The following is a 16,438-nucleotide window of genomic DNA, read 5'->3' as shown; positions in this document are numbered from 1 at the left end:
TTTTTATTGTATTCTTTAAATAAAAATAAAGTACAACTAGTTTTGATCCTACAAATAAAACTCAAATACTTTCGCTATTTTTTCTTTTATTTTTTCTTTAAATGGTAAATTTTTAATATAAGTAGGTGTAATTTCAATAGAATAGTTAAGTGCATCCTCTAATTTTGGTTCTACTTGTTTGATAAATTGTTGATCATATATATAACAATTTAATTCATCCGTTAAATGAAATGACCTAGAATCAAAATTTGTTGTGCCAATCATTAGTACTTGATTATCAATTTTAATTACTTTACCGTGGAAAATACCTTTTTTAAACCCATAAACTTTCATGTTATTTTTCCAAGCTTTCTTTATATATGGCAATGCTGCTTGTTCTACTAAAAGGGCGTCTGACTTATGAGAATAGAGGATCTTTACTTCAATTCCTCTATTAGCTGCATCTACTAATGAATCCCAAATTACTTTATTATTTGGTATAAAGTAAGGGGAATAAATTGTGATAGAGCGTTTTGCTTGTTTAAACAATTTACGATATTCTTGCTCAATCCCTATTTTAGTATAAGAAACAAATTGATGCTGGCTTCTCCCCTTTTTTTTACTGATTTCCATTTGAGTAATTTTTTGGTCTGAATTTTTTCTCCAATCATGTACAAATTGTTTTTCTAAGCCTTCTACACCGCTACCTTCTAATCTAAGTTGAACATCATCCCACGGTATTAATCCTTTTTTTTCATCAATATACTTTTTACCTATATTAAATCCACCAATATAGCCAATTTCTCCATCAATAATCGTCATCCTACGATGATTTCTGTGATTTATTGATGCAAAAAAATAGGATAATTGCGGTTTATTAAAATAGGTAAAATGTACTCCATGATCAATTAAAGATTTTCTTTCTTTCCGTTCTAATAAAATTCCACCAAGACGATCAACTGCATAATAAACTGGAATTCCTTCATCACTTTTCTTTTTCAAAATATCTAAAAATTCATGTGAAACACGATCATTAGATACTGAAAAAAAGTAAATATGCACTTCTTTTTTTGCATTTCTAATATCATGAAATAATTGATTATTTAACTTAGCTCCACTCATAAAAACCGACAAATCACTATATCCCATCGGATATGTTATAGGCTTTTTGGCAAAAATATTCTCTTTTTGAGCTTTCTCCATTTCAATCTCATTTAAAGCAAATAATATGACCAAGAGTGAAAATAGAAGTACTAAAGTTTTAAATATGAATTTAAATATTTTTTTCATAGATTCCTCTTACTAGGTTCGGCATAAGAGTATTTTTTGAATAAATTACTTAAATATTCATTGCGGAAATGTTAAATTATGATTTTTGGACGAAAAAAAGGATGTCTAATTAGACATCCTTTAAGAACTCTTATTACTGAGAATTTTATTTCAATCACTACCATTTAAGCCTTTAACAATTTCATCAAAAAATCAGAAGAAGGTAAACCAAATTTATTATCAACAAGATCTTGAATGGTTAAACTATTTATCACATTGAAATACCATACTAATATTTTGCGTGGATCTTCATTTATTAATTCACCATTTTCTTGTCCTTTTATAAAAATTGGTATTAGTAAATCAATTAAATAATCAGGTGAATATTTTGATAATAATTCAGTCACTTTTTCTGGTACTTCAGTATTTTTCCTCGCTTGTTCGATAATCATAAATGCATATTTATGATCTTCGTCTAACATTTTTTCAGTTAATAATTTTAATAGTTGGTAAGGTGTTCCTTGGAAAAACTGCAATGAACTTAGCTCACTTTGAGACTCAATCATTAGGCTTTCAATAATTTGAAAAAACAATTCTGCCTTTGATTGAAAATGGCGAAAAATTAACCCTTCACTAACATTTGCTTCATTTGCAATTACACTTGTTTTCGTATTTTTATAACCATTCAATGCAAAAATTTTCAATGCAGATTGTTTTATTAGCACCTTTCGATCAGTTTGTTGATTATCATCTTTTGGTAACAACTTACTCACTCCAATTTATAAATTCCTACTTAATTATTAATTGCTAAAGGTCTTACTCTATTTACCAATTCTTCTAAAAACTGCTCAGGTCTAGCAAAGCAAGCTAAATGTCCAGCGTTATTTATATAAATAAACTCTTTTAAAGGTGCTTCGATTTCTTGCAAAAATCGTTCTGCATTTTTAGTAGGGGTAATAATATCATTGTCTCCTTGAAAAATAAAGAAAGGAATTGAAAATGCTGTTCCTAACCGCCCATAATCAAAATTCATTAGTTCATTAAACAATTGTTCCCCTGAAAATTTCATCCCTTTAAAAATATCGAATAAATCGTTCATATTATGTTGTGGTGATGAAAGCATTGCAGGTAAAATAAGGTCCATTACCATATTAGGAACATTTTTTATAGATTTTACTAATAGCTGATTTCTTTTGTCATAATCTTTTTGTGTCCATTTTGTTTGATCTGGCCCTATTTCTTTAAATTTCTTTAGTCCCCTCTTATCTCTTGCATCAGACAAAGCATCAATGCCCAATTGATATGCAATATTTTCATAATCCAAACAATTTTGATCGGTCCCTACATACGCAAAATAGAGATTTGGTCTTTCCTTAATCATTAATGTAGCGATAAGACTACCGACAGAACTTCCAACCAAAATAATTTTTTCTTTCTCAAGTTCATTCGAAATAAGATGACTTAATTCAATTCCATCTTCTGCCAACTGTTGTAATGTAATTTTACCACAGCCTTCTTTACCATTTCTTTTAAAAGTTTTTCCTGCACCTCGCTGATCCCATTGAACAATAGTAAAATGCCTTTCCCAAGGACGTATTATAGAACTAAAAATCGAATAAGTTGAGGCAGGACCACCATGAATCAATAAAAGAACAGGGTTTCTTCTATCTTCCCCACGAATCGTTATCCATTGATCAATTCCCCCAATCGATACATACTTTTCTTCATTTATCATATATTCAGTATTAATTTCTAACCTTTTTTCATTTTTCCTTTGAATAAATTTACGAAAAAGGAAATCGGATAAAATATTAGATTTTGTCATTTTGAGTTTTTTCCTTTCTGCTATCTCTTACTAAGTGAGTTACTCACTTATGATAAGTTATGCATCTTAGTCTGTCAATTCTACTTGGAGAACATCAATTTTACATTTAATCCATGCCTACCTTAACATATTTATTTGTTAGCTCAATTATGTTTGATAATTCGCCTTAACTGATATTTTATTCTAAAAAGAACTATAAAGTTGATCAAGTTTTACAGGAAGCATTCGGTTAGTTCAAAAAGAAATTATTTATTAAGAAGTATCTAGTGAAGTATGAGTAAAACCTTTAAAAAAACGAAAACATTTATATTTCCAAATTTTTATTAGCTATTTTTTCTAAAAAATTACACAAAATAGATGTTATTAATTACTAAACATCGGAGTTGATTTTTAGCTGTGAAAAAATTATTTTTTATAGTCAGCCTGTCCCTATCATTTATTTGCTTTGCAGATTTTACTTACGCTTCGTCAAACGAGCCAGTACTAACCCCGATTAGCTTTCAAATAGAAATTCAAGATTGGGAAGCTGTTAACAAAATAATCCCAAAATACTCGTTGTTCACTGTAATCGATGTGGAAACTGGTAAGAGCTTTAATGTACAAAGAAGAGCTGGGAGTAGGCATGCAGATGTTCAGCCACTAACAAGAGAAGATACAAGAATCATGAAGGAGATATACGATGGGAACTGGAGTTGGAGAAGAAGGGCTGTATTAATTTTAGCTGATGAAAACCTAATCCCTGCTTCCATGCACGGAATGCCACATGGAGCTGGTTCACTTCCAAATGGTTTTTGTGGACATTTTTGCATTCATTTTATGGGAAGTACAACACATCGGACAGGTAAAGCAGACTTATCACATCATGTGATGATCCTTAAAGCTGCTGGTAAGCTTGATGAATATATGAATAACTTACCACCTTCCCAACTGTTGAATGTATTTTTCGTTACGATTAAAAACCAAGATAAAGGCTTGGTTAAAAAAATTGCCATAAGTAATCATAAAAATATGAAAAAAAATCTTAAGAAAATAAAAAATATAGAAGCGATTCAGTGGACTTTGCCCAAAACAATGGATTCAGACCCATCTGTTTTAGAAACTAAAATCCCAGTAGAGGTTAATCTTTTTATAAAAAATAGAGGGCGGTTAAGGTCCACACTTTCTTTTACTATGGTTAGAACTTCACCTATCTCTCCTTGGAAAGTGAATATCGACCCTTTGTTTTCAAGCATTAACTAAATTAAGACAATTAAAAGGGCTACAAAAGTAGCCCTTTTATGCATTTGTATACCTATTTGTGCTTTTATCAATTACTAAAATCTGTAGATCTACTTATTTAATTGTTTGTTCAGTATATTTTTTAAAATTGTCTAGAATTGCTTGCCATCCTTGTTGTTGAAGCTCAACAGGATTAGTTGTTTCAGGGTCAAATGTTTCAATTACTTCTGTTTCGTTTTCATTTCCACTAAATGTTATCTTAACCTTTCTACCATCACCTAGTGTATATGCTATAACTTCATATTTTTTTACTTCATCATAAATCCCGCCAAAGTCGAAACCAAAACTACCATCTTTTGCTTCCATTCTTGAACGGAATTCCCCACCTACACGTAAGTCATTTTCTGCAATTGGTGTGTGCCAATCATCTGAAGCAAAGTTCCATTTTTTAATATGTTCAGATTCTGTCCAAAATTCCCATACTTTTTCAATTGGTGCGTTAATCGTCGCTTTTACAGTTACCTTATTCGTTGTTTCCATTTTAATACCGCCTCTCTTGAACCCAAAATATATTAAAAGTACATTATACTGTATTGCCAAAATAGATTTAATTTATTTAATAAAATCGATCATTTAATGGGTAAAATATAAAAGATTTATTAGAGAAATGAAAAGAAAGGATGAATTGAAGATGGAGAATTTAAAAAATAAATCCTCAAAAAATAGCAATAATTGTCCAAATTGTAATTCAGACGTTTCCATTAATGACGAGAATTCAAATATTAGTAACGAAATTCAAGAACATTATTTATATGAGTGCCCAAATTGTGGAAAACCTGACCTTTTTTATAATAAAAAGTAAGGATAAAAGATTCTTATGAGTCGTTTTTCTATCATAACTTCATAAAATCGCATTGATTTAATTAAGTAGTTTATTCTAAAAAGCAGGAGAATAAGTTACGCTCCTCCTGCCTTTCATCTACCTTTTATTTTGGTTGCATACGAATTGCACCGTCTAAACGGATGACCTCACCATTTAACATTGGATTTTCAACAATGCTTTTCGCTAAGTGTGCGTATTCAGATGGTTTACCAAGACGTGATGGGAATGGTACCATATTACCTAATGATTCTCTAGCTTTTTCTGGTAATACATCAAACATTGGCGTTTCAAATATTCCAGGAGCAATACTCATGACTCTGATGCCGTATCTTGATAAATCCCTAGCAATTGGTAATGTCATTCCTGCTACTGCACTTTTGGATGCACCGTAAGCTGCTTGCCCCATTTGGCCATCAAACGCTGCTACAGAAGCGGTGTTAATAATAACGCCTCTTTCACCAAATTCATTTGGTTCATTGTTAATCATTTGTTCGGCTGCTAAACGAATAACGTTAAACGTACCAACTAAGTTTACATTAATGATTTTTTGGAAAGATTCTAATGAATGAATTCCATCTCTTTTAATTACTTTTTCAGCTAAAACGATCCCCGCACAGTTTACCACTGTATTGAATGAACCGAATTTCGTTAAAACATTACGAATTGAATTTTTTACGCTCTCCTCTGAAGATACATCTGTTTTTTCAAAACAAACATTTTCTTCACCTAATTCAGAAATCAAGCTTGCAGCTCTTTCTTCATTTAGATCGAAAATAGCAGCTTTCCCACCATTTTCTACAATCATTCTAACTGTACCTGCACCTAAACCTGATGCTCCACCTGTAACGATTGCTATACTATCACGAATATTCATTTTTTTAAATCCCCCAGTTTGTTGTTGGTTATTAATTTAATCTCTCAATAATTGTCGCATTTGCCATACCATGGCCTTCGCAGATCGCTTGTAATCCAAAACGTCCGCCTGTTTTCTCTAAAGCATTGCATAAAGTGACCATAACTCTTGCACCACTAGCACCAAGTGGGTGACCTAATGCGATCGCTCCACCGAATATATTTAACTTTTCAAATGGTACATTTAATTCTTTTTGCCATGCTAAAGGAACAGTAGCAAATGCTTCATTTATTTCAAACAAATCGATTTGATCGATTGTTAAACCACATTTATGTAGAACTTTTTGAGTTGCTTGAATTGGACCTGTTAACATTAATTGAGGGTCAGATCCTACTACTGTTCTCCCAATAATTCGAAACTTTGGTTTAAAACCTAATTGATGTGCTTTTTCTTTACTCATTAAAAGTAATCCTGCAGCACCATCACTAATTTGACTGGCATTTCCAGCAGTAACTGAACCAGTTTCAGTAAATGCTGGTTTTAAAGTGGATAATTTCTCAATCGAAGAGTTTTCTCTCGGTCCTTCATCTTTCGAAACTTGAACATGTTCACCGTCTTGATTCGTAACAGAAACTGCAACAATTTCGTCTTCAAAATAACCTTGTTTCATTGCTTTTAATGCTTTTTGATGGCTATTATAAGCAAATTCATCTTGTTGGCTTCGACTGATATTCCACTTTTCATTTATGCGTTCTGCTGAAATTCCTTGGTTAAAATCACCATACATATTCGTTAGTTTTTCATTCCATTTTGATCCTTTTAAATTCGAGAACATTGGTACACGTGTCATACTTTCAACACCAGCAGCAATGACAATGTCCATATCCCCACTTAAAATGGCTTGTGATGCAAAATGGACAGATTGTTGACTTGATCCGCATTGTCGGTCAATTGTAACACCAGGCACTTCTATTGGTAGACCTGCTAATAAAGCGGCAACTCTACCAATATCACCAGCCTGTTCACCAATTTGAGTAACACAGCCCATAATCACATCATCTATTTCTTTTGGATCAAATTCATTTCGACTTACTAATTCCTTTAGTACAATTGCAGCTAAGTCATCAGGTCTTGTTTCGCTAAAGCTGCCGCCTCTTTTACCGATAGGTGTTCTTAAAGCATCAACAATAACTACTTCTCTCATAAACTTGATCCTCCAATTTTAAAATCTTAGATTAATTTAATCCCATTTGTTTTGCAATAATTGTCTTCATGATTTCATTTGTACCTGCGTAAATTGACATGATTTGAATATCTCTGAAACGTCTAGCAATCTCGTATTCTTCCATATATCCATATCCACCATGCAATTGAAGACACTCTGAGGCTACTTTTTTACCTAAATCTGTAATCCACCATTTTGCCATCGATACTTGCTTAACAACATTTTCGCCTTCCATATGCTTATAAATTAAATCCTCAATGAAAGTACGGCCAATTTCGATTTCAGTAGCTAATTCTACAAGTTTAAATTGAGTGTTTTGGAAGCCTGCTATTGATTTTCCGAATGCTTTTCTATTTTTCACATACTCAGTAGTCACTTTCAGCATTTCTTCAGCTGAAACTAATGCTTCTAGGGCAACTACTAATCTTTCTTGCTGTAATTTTTCCATTAAGTAATAGAAGCCTTTTCCTTCTTCACCTAATAAATTCTTTACAGGTACTTTAGCATCTTGGAAAATTAATTCAGCCGTATCTTGGCTATGAAGTCCTACTTTATTCAATTTCTTTCCTCTAGAAAACCCAACTGTATCTTTTTCGACAACAAGTAGGCTTATTCCTTTATGAGCAGGTCGAATTGTTGTATCAGTTTTAACTGCAATGATGATTAAGTCTGAATGAATACCATTCGTAATAAACGTTTTCTCACCATTAACGATGTAGTAATCTCCATCTTTAACCGCAGTTGTTTTAATATTTGCTAAATCTGATCCAGCACCTGGTTCAGTCATAGCAACTGCACTAATATATTCACCTGAAATACATTTAGGCAACCATTCCATTTTCTGCTCTTCATTTGCATAAGCAGTCAAATAAGGAACTACAATATCATTGTGTAATGCTACGCCAACTAAACTTGAACCAACTTTCTCAAGCTCCTCTATAATAATGACCGAATAGCCAAAATCTACACCTAATCCACCATATTTTTCGTCAACATAAGGACACAAAAATCCTTCATTACCTAATTTATCCCAGAATTCCCTAGGGATCATTTTATTTTGTTCCCACTCTTCATAAAATGGTACAGCTTCTTTTTGTAAAAACTTTCTAAGAGCCGTGCGGAAGATTTCATGTTCTCTAGTTAAGTATGAATGTTTCATAATAAGCCCCCCAAAATAATTAATCACTTCGATAAAACGCTTACAATACTCAAAATACTAAATTTTTTAAATATTACATTTGTAATAATCATATGATGTTAATTGTAATTTATCAAGGTGTAAAAAAAAAAGAACTGAGCTATTCAGTTCTTTTGAATGAAGCCAAACTTCAAAAAACAAGACAAATTAACCTATTTTGATTGTAATTTTGCCAAAATTAGTTCCTTCACCCATATGTTGTAATGCGCTAATGACATCCAAGAATTCATATGATTGATCTAGTATTGGTTTAATTTTATGTTCTTCAAAAAATGCTAACATTTGTTCAAACTCTCTTGGACTTCCCATCGTTGTCCCTCTAATGTCCATATTTTTAAAGAATACTTTTGGCAAAACAGTTTGAGGAACTGGTCCATTTGTCGCACCAAATGATACGATTCTTCCACCTTGAGCTGTCAAATCAATTAATCGATTAAATGATTCACCACCAACTCCATCAATTGTAAGATTTACAAATCCAAATTCTTTACGAAGTTTTTTATACCAATCTTTTTCTCGGTAATTAAAACCAGCAGTCGCTCCCATTTCAATTGCTTTTTCAATTTTTTCATTGCTACTAGACGTAACTAGTACTTTTGACCCGAACGCTACAGCAATTTGCAATGCATATAATGCTACCCCACTACCGATACCTGGAATTAATACTGTATCATTCTTTTGTAATTGACCACGTGTCATTAACGCTCTATATGCAGTAAGTGCAGCTAATGGAATTGCTGCAGCCTCTTCCCATGACAAATACTCAGGCTTTTTATAAACATTTTCAACTGGTATTTTAATAAATTCAGCAAATGTACCATTAGATGGCATTCCTAGTACAGTGAATTCATCAGAATTGATATCGTCACGGTCGCCCCAGTTTAAACTTGGATTCATGATTACTTCATCACCTACAGAAAAACTTTGTACCTCTTCTCCAATAGCCTCAACCACTCCAGCACCGTCTGATCCCAAAATTGCATCTAATTTCATCCCTGGATACATACCATGAGTTATAAAAAAATCACGTCGGTTTAAGGAAGCTGCTTTTAACTTAATGACTACTTCATTCGGTAAAACAGCACCAATCTCAACATTTTCCAATTTTAATGACTCTGGCCCTTTTGTGTCCCTTAAAATATAAGCTTTCAACACCACCACTCCTATTCATTATTTCTATTTAATATGTAAGTAATTGATCTTTGCTCAAATTTATTTTACCAAAAAAAGTTAATTGGTGTTTACTAAAATGTTTAATTGTATTTTTTGTTTTAGTATGAAGTTGGTTTTGATTTTTATGATAGATAGATTAGAAGCATAAGAAAGTAGGATAGAAAAATAGATTTTGGTATTAGGTTTCGAACTAAACTCTATCAAAATTCCTTAATGAGAGTCGCTTTTCAACCCGCCTCTTACTTATTGAAATAACGGTAACTTAGACTTCTATCTTACTAAAATTAATTTCCACAGGAATAATCTATCTGATTATAAATAGCTAGAATTTAATAGTTAATTAAGACAAATTCCTTACTATTTTTACACTTATTTTTGTCAAAAACTGTTTTACCATCCATAATCACGTCTACTTTTAGTCAACAACAATGTGTTCTCATTTCCTATTAAACTACCATTTTATTATATTTATATATTTTTTATTTAAAAGTTTTACGGAACAAAAAAACTCTCACCACTATGAGAGTCGAAATGAACTTTCTTATTTAGCTAGAAAAAAGATTCCTATTGCACTAGGGCCTGTGTGGACGCCGACTGCTGAACCAACTGAGTTTTCTATTATCTGATCATTACCAATTAGATCCTTTAATTGTTCAATAAATTGTTCTGTATTTTCATCTTTTACTCCATATACAACTCCAACATTTCTACTAAGTTCATCTTTTCGACTCTTTATTAGTTCTAACATTCGATTCAATGCTTTTTTTCGACCTCGTACTTTTTCAAGTGGTTTAAATTTCCCTTCGTTTACTTCCATTATCGGATTTATATTTAGCATACCACCTAAAAATCCAGCAAACTTACCGACACGACCGCCTCGTATTAAATATTGAAGATCTTCTAACGTAAAAATATGTTGGATTTTATTAATATTTTGATTTAATCGTATCATTAAATTTTCAAATGGTTCATTATTATTTACACCTTCTATTAGCTCCATAACTAATACACCAATTCCAAGTGATACTGATCTAGTATCAATGATATGAATAGAGGCATTTGGATTGTTTTCTAAAATATCTAGTTTTACTAATTGTGCAAAATTATACGTACCAGATAAGTCACCAGAACAAGTAAGATAGACACAATTTTGTTCTGCACTACACGAGACTAAAGTTTGATAAATTGCATCGTAAGAAGGTAAAGAAGAAGTAAAGTTTTCTCCATTTTTCATTCTTTGCATTAACTCATTTGATTGTAAGTTAACCCCATCTAGATACTCTTTTTCTAATTGGTCATAGACTCTTAATGGAATGACAGAAATATCGTTTTTTTTCAATAGTTCTAACGGAAGATCAGAAGAGCTATCTACAATTATTTTTAGGTTCAATTTTATCACCTCTCTCTAGTTTAACAATGTATTTTTAATCTTATTAAATAATAATCAAAATATTCAAATATTTTATTCATTTAAGTTAATTTAATCGACAAATATAAAATGGAGCACCTATAACTATTTATGCTAATCGTCATGCTTGCAACAAAAAAGAAGTATCTCATAAGTAAAGCTCACTTATAAGATACTTCTTTTTTTTAGTTATGCGTGTAATTTTTCATATTTTTCAATTTCATTTTCATATTTCATCGTAATCGCAATATCATCTAAACCATTCATTAGTTTTTCTTTCCAAACAGGATCGATTGAGAATTCAAAGTCCCCAAATATGGTTTTTACGACTTGTTTTTCCAAATCTACTTCAATTTCTTGATTCCCACTTAATGTAGATAATTTTGTGCGAATCTCATCATTTAATACAATTGGAAGCATGCCATTTTTTATACAGTTATTATAGAAAATATCTGCGAAGCTGCCAGCAATTATAATTGTAAATCCATAATCATTTAACGCCCAAGGTGCGTGTTCTCTAGATGAACCACAACCAAAATTATTTCCACTTACTAGGATTGAAGCATTTTTTCGATCTTCATTATTTAATGAAAAAGATTGATTAGGTGAGCGATCATCATGATATCGCCATTCATCGAATAAAAATTCTCCAAAGCCAGTTCGTTCGATTCGTTTTAAATATTGTTTTGGAATAATTTGGTCTGTGTCGATATTATCTAACATAATTGATACGGTTGTGCCTTTATGCGTACGTAACGGTTTCATTTGCTTGCTCCTTTCGAATATCAATAAAATGACCATGTACTGCAGCAGCCGCTGCCATTACTGGACTTACTAAATGTGTTCTTGCTCCTTTTCCTTGTCTTCCTTCAAAGTTTCGGTTTGAAGTAGATGCACAATGTTCTCCAGCTGGTACTTGGTCTGGATTCATTGCCAGACACATCGAACAACCAGCTTCCCTCCATTCAAATCCTGCTTCGATAAAGACTTTATGTAGTCCTTTTGCCATCGCTGCATTTCGAACCTTTTTTGACCCAGGAACAACTAATGCACGTACATCCGATTTAACTTTCTTTCCTTTAAGATAATTTGCCGCTTCCTCTAAATCTGACAATCTAGAATTAGTACAAGAACCGATGAAAACATGCTGAACTGGAATCTCTTTAGGTGTGATTTCCGGCTTTAGTCCCATATATTCATAAGCTCGTTCGTAGTTCTCATCCTTGGCTTTTGGAAGGGCTTCATCAATTCTTACGCCCATTCCAGGATTTGTTCCCCAAGTTACATAAGGTGCAAGGGTTGCTACATCCACTTCGATTGTTTTATCAAATGTCGCTCCCTCTTCTGTATATAATTTCTTCCATTCTACTAATTTTTCATCATATGAGTTAACTGTATATTTCCGACCTTTTAAATACTCGAACGTTTTTTGATCAGGAGCAACTAATCCAGCTTTTGCTCCTCCCTCAATTGCCATATTACATAAAGTCATACGCTCTTCCATTGACATATTTGTAATTGCTTCACCATAAAACTCAATGACATATCCAGTTCCCATTGAAACACCATAAGTTGCTAGTAAATGAAGAATGATATCTTTAGCATATACACCTTTTGGAAGTTTACCATCAAGTTTCACACCCATTGATTTCGGCTTAACTTGCCATAAAGTTTGAGTTGCTAAAACATGTTCAACTTCACTTGTTCCAATTCCAAATGCTAAAGCACCAAATGCACCGTGAGTAGATGTATGACTATCTCCACAAACAATTGTTTTTCCCGGCTGAGTTAACCCTAGTTCTGGTCCAATTACGTGGACAATGCCTTGGTCCTCATCTGTAATATCTGCTAAAGGAATATTGAACTCCTGACAATTATTTCTTAACGTATCCATTTGTTGTTTAGCAATTAAATCCGTAATCACTAATTGATTTTTTGTTGGTACATTATGATCCATTGTCGCAAAAGTTAATTCTGGTCTTCTTACTTTACGATTAGATAATCTCAATCCTTCGAAAGCTTGCGGAGAAGTTACCTCATGGACTAAGTGTAGATCGATATACAAAAGTTGTGGTTTACCTTCTTCACCAGTTACAACATGATTTTGCCAAAGTTTATCAAACAATGTTTGCTTCATCGAACCGTACCTCCTACTGTTTGAAATTGTAATTCTTTTACAACTTGTTCTGTAAATTCACTCGTTGAATTTTTTCCACCTAGGTCACCAGTTAAATAGCCATTATTTATTGCATTTACAATCGCGTTTTCAATCGAGTTTGCTTCATCAACTAAGTTAAAATCTCGAAGCATCATCGCCACTGATCTTAATATTGCAATTGGATTTGCCTTATTTTGTCCAGCGATATCTGGTGCTGAACCGTGAATTGGTTCATATAATGATGGGCCTTTGCCAGATCTACTTGCAGAAGGGAGCATTCCTAAAGAACCAGTAATCATCGAAGCTTCATCGCTTAAAATATCCCCAAATAAATTTTCAGTAACGATTACATCAAATCTTCTAGGGTTTCGAATTAACTCCATCGCAGCTGCATCAACAAGAATATGTTCAACTTCTACTTCTGGATAATTTGAACTTAATTCATTTACTATTTTTCGCCAAAGTTTACTAGATTCTAATACATTTGCTTTATCAACTGATGTAAGTTTACCTTTTCTAGTTTTTGCTAACTCAAATCCATACTTTACAATGCGTTCTATTTCTTCTCTAGTATAGGAAAGAGTATCCGTTGCTTCATTTTCATTATGGAAACGAGGTTCGGAAAAATAGATTCCTCCTGTTAATTCTCGAACGACGACAAAGCTTACATTTCTTACTTGCTCAGATTTTAAAGGTGAATGATTGACAAGTTCATCGTAAACATCGACTGGTCGGATATTTGCGTATAAATTAAGTGATTTTCTTAATCTTAATAAGCCACTTTCTGGTCGTTCAACACCTTGATCCCATTTTGGTCCACCTACTGCTGCCAATAATACGGCATCTGAATTTAAACAATTATCTAATGTTTCTTTCGGTAATGAAGTGCCTGTTTCATCGATCGCGTGACCTCCGAATAAATTTGTTGAAAAAGTAAAATCATGTTGATAAGATTGTGCAATCTGTTCTAAAACCTGTACAGCTGAACTCATAATTTCTGGTCCGATTCCGTCTCCTGGAAGACATGCGATCTTTAATTTCATTTTAGAACCTCCTTTTTGCTCCATTTACTAATAATGTTTAATAAATCTGCATCTGTAATTTCTTTCTTAGAATCAGTCAAAGTTTTAAATTGAATAAACGCTTCGTTAATAATTTCAGTTGAAAAGTTGAATCCAAGTTCTTTTAATTTGTCAGTAAAAGCATGTCGCCCTGAATGTTTCCCTAATACTAATGAATTTGTAGAAAGCCCAATTAATGATGGGGGTATAATTTCATATGTTGTTGGCTCTTTTAGTACACCATCTTGATGAATACCTGATTCATGAGCAAATGCATTTGTACCAACAATTGCTTTATTCTTCTGGACAACCATACCTGTAAGACGACTAACAAGTTCACTTGTCTTAGTAATTTCTTGTAATCGTAAATTAGTATTTTTCCGGTAAACATCTTCCCTAATATGTAGTGCAACAGCTATTTCTTCTAGGGCTGCATTTCCTGCTCTTTCCCCAATTCCATTTACAGTACATTCAACTTGAGTTGCTCCAGCCTGTATAGCAGCTAAAGAATTCGCTACTGCCATCCCTAGGTCATCATGACAGTGACAAGAAAAAATGGCTTTATGATAAGACGGTACATTTTCTTGTAAATATTTAAATAGATCGAAATATTCTGAAGGACTTGTGTAACCAACAGTATCTGGAATATTAATCACATCCGCACCAGCTTTAATGGCGGTCTCTGCGAATTCGGCAAGGAATGCTCGATCCGTACGACATGCATCCTCAGCTGATATTTGGACTTTTGGAAAAAAGGATTTTGCAAGCTGGACACAATGTTTAGCAGTTTCTAAAACTTCTAATCTAGTCATGTTTAATTTATATTTCATATGAATGTCACTTGTAGCTAGAAATATATGAAGTCTCGGTTCAGCAGCATTTTTTAATGCATCCCATGCTGTTTTAATATCTGAATCTTTTGCTCTAGAAAGGCTAGAGACGGAGACAGAACGAATCTGTCTCGCAATCTCTTGAACTCCTAAAAAGTCACCTTCTGAGGAAGCAGCAAAACCAGCCTCAATGATATCAACACCTAAAGCTTCTAGTTGTTTTGCAATTTCGAGCTTTTCTAATCGATTTAAATTAACCCCAGGAGATTGTTCGCCATCACGTAATGTTGTATCAAGAAACTGAATTTTACTCATTTTTTACTTCACCTCGACCTTTTCTTTTCTTTGGATAAATGGCATCATTGCACGTAGTTTTTCTCCTACCTCTTCTAGCTGATGTTGTTTTTCACTTTCATTAATTTCATTAAATACTGGACGACCATTTTTATTTTCGTTGATCCAGCCTTTAGCAAACGTTCCATCTTGAATTTCTGCTAAAATATCTTTCATCGCTAATTTTGATTCATTTGCAACTACTCTAGGACCGGATACGAAATCACCCCATTGAGCTGTATCAGAAATTGAGTATCTCATATAGCTCATACCGCCTTCGTACATTAAATCAACAATTAGCTTCAACTCATGTAAACACTCAAAGTATGCTACTTCTGGCTGATAACCTGCTTCTACTAATGTTTCAAATCCTGATTTTACTAAAGAAGTTACACCACCACATAATACCGCTTGTTCTCCGAATAGATCTGTTTCAGTTTCCTCTTTAAATGATGTTTCAAGAACACCCGCTCTAGTAGCACCAATTCCATCAGCGTAAGAAAGTGCTACATTTTTTGCTTCACCTGTTACATCTTGATAAACAGCAAATAATGCTGGAACCGCTGCACCATCGACAAAAGTACGTCGAACAAGATGTCCTGGACCTTTTGGAGCTACTAAAAATACATCAACATTAGCAGGAGGAACAATTTGGTTAAAATGAACATTAAATCCGTGTGCAAACGCAAGCGCATTACCACTTTCTAGATACGGTTCAATTTCATTTTTATATACAGTTGGTTGATGCTCATCTGGTAATAAAATCATTACGACATCTGCTGCTTTAGAAGCCTCTGCAACCGTCGTTACTTGTAGTCCGTCTTTTGCTGCAGCATCCCATGATTTACCAGGACGACAACCAACAACTACTTTATGACCATTATCATGTAAATTTAATGCATGTGCGTGACCTTGTGATCCATAACCAATTACTGCAATCGTTTTCCCTACTAATACATTTTCCTTCACATCTGTACCATAATATACTTTAGCCATTTTTAAATTCCTCCAATTTTTTTAGTTTT

Annotated in this window: 14 protein-coding genes and 1 pseudogene; 1 reads left to right on the top strand and 14 read right to left on the bottom strand. The window is 33.1% G+C overall.

Going from position 1 to position 16,438, the window contains the following annotated elements; translation table 11 throughout:
- Nucleotides 1-48: 48 nt before the first annotated feature.
- The 3 genes from CN925_RS17935 to CN925_RS17925 form a co-directional block, all read right to left on the bottom strand.
- Nucleotides 49-1,269, bottom strand: coding sequence for a phospholipase D-like domain-containing protein (locus CN925_RS17935; protein ID WP_286138477.1), 1,221 nt, complete (start codon nucleotides 1,267-1,269; stop codon nucleotides 49-51).
- A gap of 164 nt (nucleotides 1,270-1,433) precedes the next feature.
- Nucleotides 1,434-2,012, bottom strand: a complete 579-nt coding sequence (locus tag CN925_RS17930) for a TetR/AcrR family transcriptional regulator (RefSeq protein WP_286138475.1) — start codon at nucleotides 2,010-2,012, stop codon at nucleotides 1,434-1,436.
- 29 nt (nucleotides 2,013-2,041) lie between these two features.
- Nucleotides 2,042-3,073, bottom strand: coding sequence for an alpha/beta fold hydrolase (locus CN925_RS17925; RefSeq protein ID WP_098848191.1), 1,032 nt, complete (start codon nucleotides 3,071-3,073; stop codon nucleotides 2,042-2,044).
- Between the two features lie 396 nt (nucleotides 3,074-3,469).
- Here CN925_RS17925 and CN925_RS17920 point away from each other — a divergent pair, with 396 nt between their 5' ends.
- On the top strand, nucleotides 3,470-4,312 hold the full coding sequence (locus tag CN925_RS17920) for a hypothetical protein (protein WP_098848190.1): 843 nt from the start codon (nucleotides 3,470-3,472) through the stop codon (nucleotides 4,310-4,312).
- Between the two features lie 93 nt (nucleotides 4,313-4,405).
- Here CN925_RS17920 and CN925_RS17915 read toward each other — a convergent pair whose 3' ends face one another.
- The 11 genes and pseudogenes from CN925_RS17915 to ilvC form a co-directional block, all read right to left on the bottom strand.
- Complete coding sequence (locus CN925_RS17915; RefSeq protein ID WP_098848189.1) at nucleotides 4,406-4,831, bottom strand: SRPBCC family protein; 426 nt, start codon at nucleotides 4,829-4,831, stop codon at nucleotides 4,406-4,408.
- A 446-nt stretch (nucleotides 4,832-5,277) separates the two neighbouring features.
- Nucleotides 5,278-6,048, bottom strand: coding sequence for a 3-hydroxyacyl-CoA dehydrogenase (locus tag CN925_RS17910; protein WP_098848188.1), 771 nt, complete (start codon nucleotides 6,046-6,048; stop codon nucleotides 5,278-5,280).
- A 31-nt stretch (nucleotides 6,049-6,079) separates the two neighbouring features.
- The gene (locus CN925_RS17905; RefSeq protein ID WP_098848187.1) at nucleotides 6,080-7,231 is read right to left on the bottom strand and encodes a thiolase family protein; all 1,152 of its coding nucleotides are present in this window, start codon (nucleotides 7,229-7,231) and stop codon (nucleotides 6,080-6,082) included.
- Nucleotides 7,232-7,262: 31 nt separating this feature from the next.
- Nucleotides 7,263-8,411 (bottom strand): acyl-CoA dehydrogenase family protein, encoded by a 1,149-nt coding sequence (locus CN925_RS17900; protein ID WP_180233011.1) that lies wholly within the window; start codon nucleotides 8,409-8,411, stop codon nucleotides 7,263-7,265.
- 186 nt (nucleotides 8,412-8,597) lie between these two features.
- Nucleotides 8,598-9,602, bottom strand: coding sequence for a zinc-dependent alcohol dehydrogenase family protein (locus CN925_RS17895; protein ID WP_098848186.1), 1,005 nt, complete (start codon nucleotides 9,600-9,602; stop codon nucleotides 8,598-8,600).
- Between the two features lie 562 nt (nucleotides 9,603-10,164).
- Entirely contained in the window at nucleotides 10,165-11,013 is an 849-nt protein-coding gene (locus CN925_RS17890; protein WP_180233010.1) for a DegV family protein, read from the bottom strand.
- Nucleotides 11,014-11,220: 207 nt separating this feature from the next.
- Nucleotides 11,221-11,796 carry a 3-isopropylmalate dehydratase small subunit gene (gene leuD, locus CN925_RS17885; RefSeq protein WP_098848184.1) on the bottom strand — a complete coding sequence of 192 codons (576 nt, stop codon included), beginning with the start codon at nucleotides 11,794-11,796 and terminating at the stop codon, nucleotides 11,221-11,223.
- Nucleotides 11,774-13,168: a 3-isopropylmalate dehydratase large subunit gene (leuC, locus tag CN925_RS17880; RefSeq protein WP_098848183.1), complete on the bottom strand. Its 1,395-nt coding sequence runs from the start codon at nucleotides 13,166-13,168 to the stop codon at nucleotides 11,774-11,776. The genes leuD and leuC overlap by 23 nt, the downstream gene beginning before the upstream one ends.
- Nucleotides 13,165-14,232, bottom strand: a complete 1,068-nt coding sequence (leuB, locus tag CN925_RS17875) for a 3-isopropylmalate dehydrogenase (RefSeq protein WP_098848182.1) — start codon at nucleotides 14,230-14,232, stop codon at nucleotides 13,165-13,167. Before leuB ends, leuC begins: the two co-directional genes overlap by 4 nt.
- 41 nt (nucleotides 14,233-14,273) lie before the next feature.
- Nucleotides 14,274-15,395 (bottom strand): annotated as a pseudogene (locus tag CN925_RS17870) (2-isopropylmalate synthase); the annotation flags it as partial.
- A gap of 3 nt (nucleotides 15,396-15,398) precedes the next feature.
- Nucleotides 15,399-16,409: a ketol-acid reductoisomerase gene (gene ilvC / locus CN925_RS17865; RefSeq protein ID WP_098848180.1), complete on the bottom strand. Its 1,011-nt coding sequence runs from the start codon at nucleotides 16,407-16,409 to the stop codon at nucleotides 15,399-15,401.
- Between the last annotated feature and the right edge of the window lie 29 nt (nucleotides 16,410-16,438).

The organism is Bacillus sp. AFS055030 (genome assembly GCF_002574545.1).
Classification (GTDB): domain Bacteria; phylum Bacillota; class Bacilli; order Bacillales; family Bacillaceae_G; genus Gottfriedia.
The sequence above is the reverse complement of the archived record's forward strand: the minus strand, read 5'-3'. Positions and strand labels throughout refer to the sequence as shown.

Excerpts from the sequence above, each read along its gene's own strand:
- CN925_RS17935 (WP_286138477.1), bottom strand. The coding sequence starts at position 1,269 with ATGAAAAAAATATTTAAATTCATATTTAAAACTTTAGTACTTCTATTT.
- CN925_RS17925 (WP_098848191.1), bottom strand. The coding sequence starts at position 3,073 with ATGACAAAATCTAATATTTTATCCGATTTCCTTTTTCGTAAATTTATT.
- CN925_RS17915 (WP_098848189.1), bottom strand. The coding sequence starts at position 4,831 with ATGGAAACAACGAATAAGGTAACTGTAAAAGCGACGATTAACGCACCA.
- CN925_RS17910 (WP_098848188.1), bottom strand. The coding sequence starts at position 6,048 with ATGAATATTCGTGATAGTATAGCAATCGTTACAGGTGGAGCATCAGGT.
- CN925_RS17905 (WP_098848187.1), bottom strand. The coding sequence starts at position 7,231 with ATGAGAGAAGTAGTTATTGTTGATGCTTTAAGAACACCTATCGGTAAA.
- CN925_RS17900 (WP_180233011.1), bottom strand. The coding sequence starts at position 8,411 with ATGAAACATTCATACTTAACTAGAGAACATGAAATCTTCCGCACGGCT.
- leuD (WP_098848184.1), bottom strand. The coding sequence starts at position 11,796 with ATGAAACCGTTACGTACGCATAAAGGCACAACCGTATCAATTATGTTA.
- leuC (WP_098848183.1), bottom strand. The coding sequence starts at position 13,168 with ATGAAGCAAACATTGTTTGATAAACTTTGGCAAAATCATGTTGTAACT.
- leuB (WP_098848182.1), bottom strand. The coding sequence starts at position 14,232 with ATGAAATTAAAGATCGCATGTCTTCCAGGAGACGGAATCGGACCAGAA.
- ilvC (WP_098848180.1), bottom strand. The coding sequence starts at position 16,409 with ATGGCTAAAGTATATTATGGTACAGATGTGAAGGAAAATGTATTAGTA.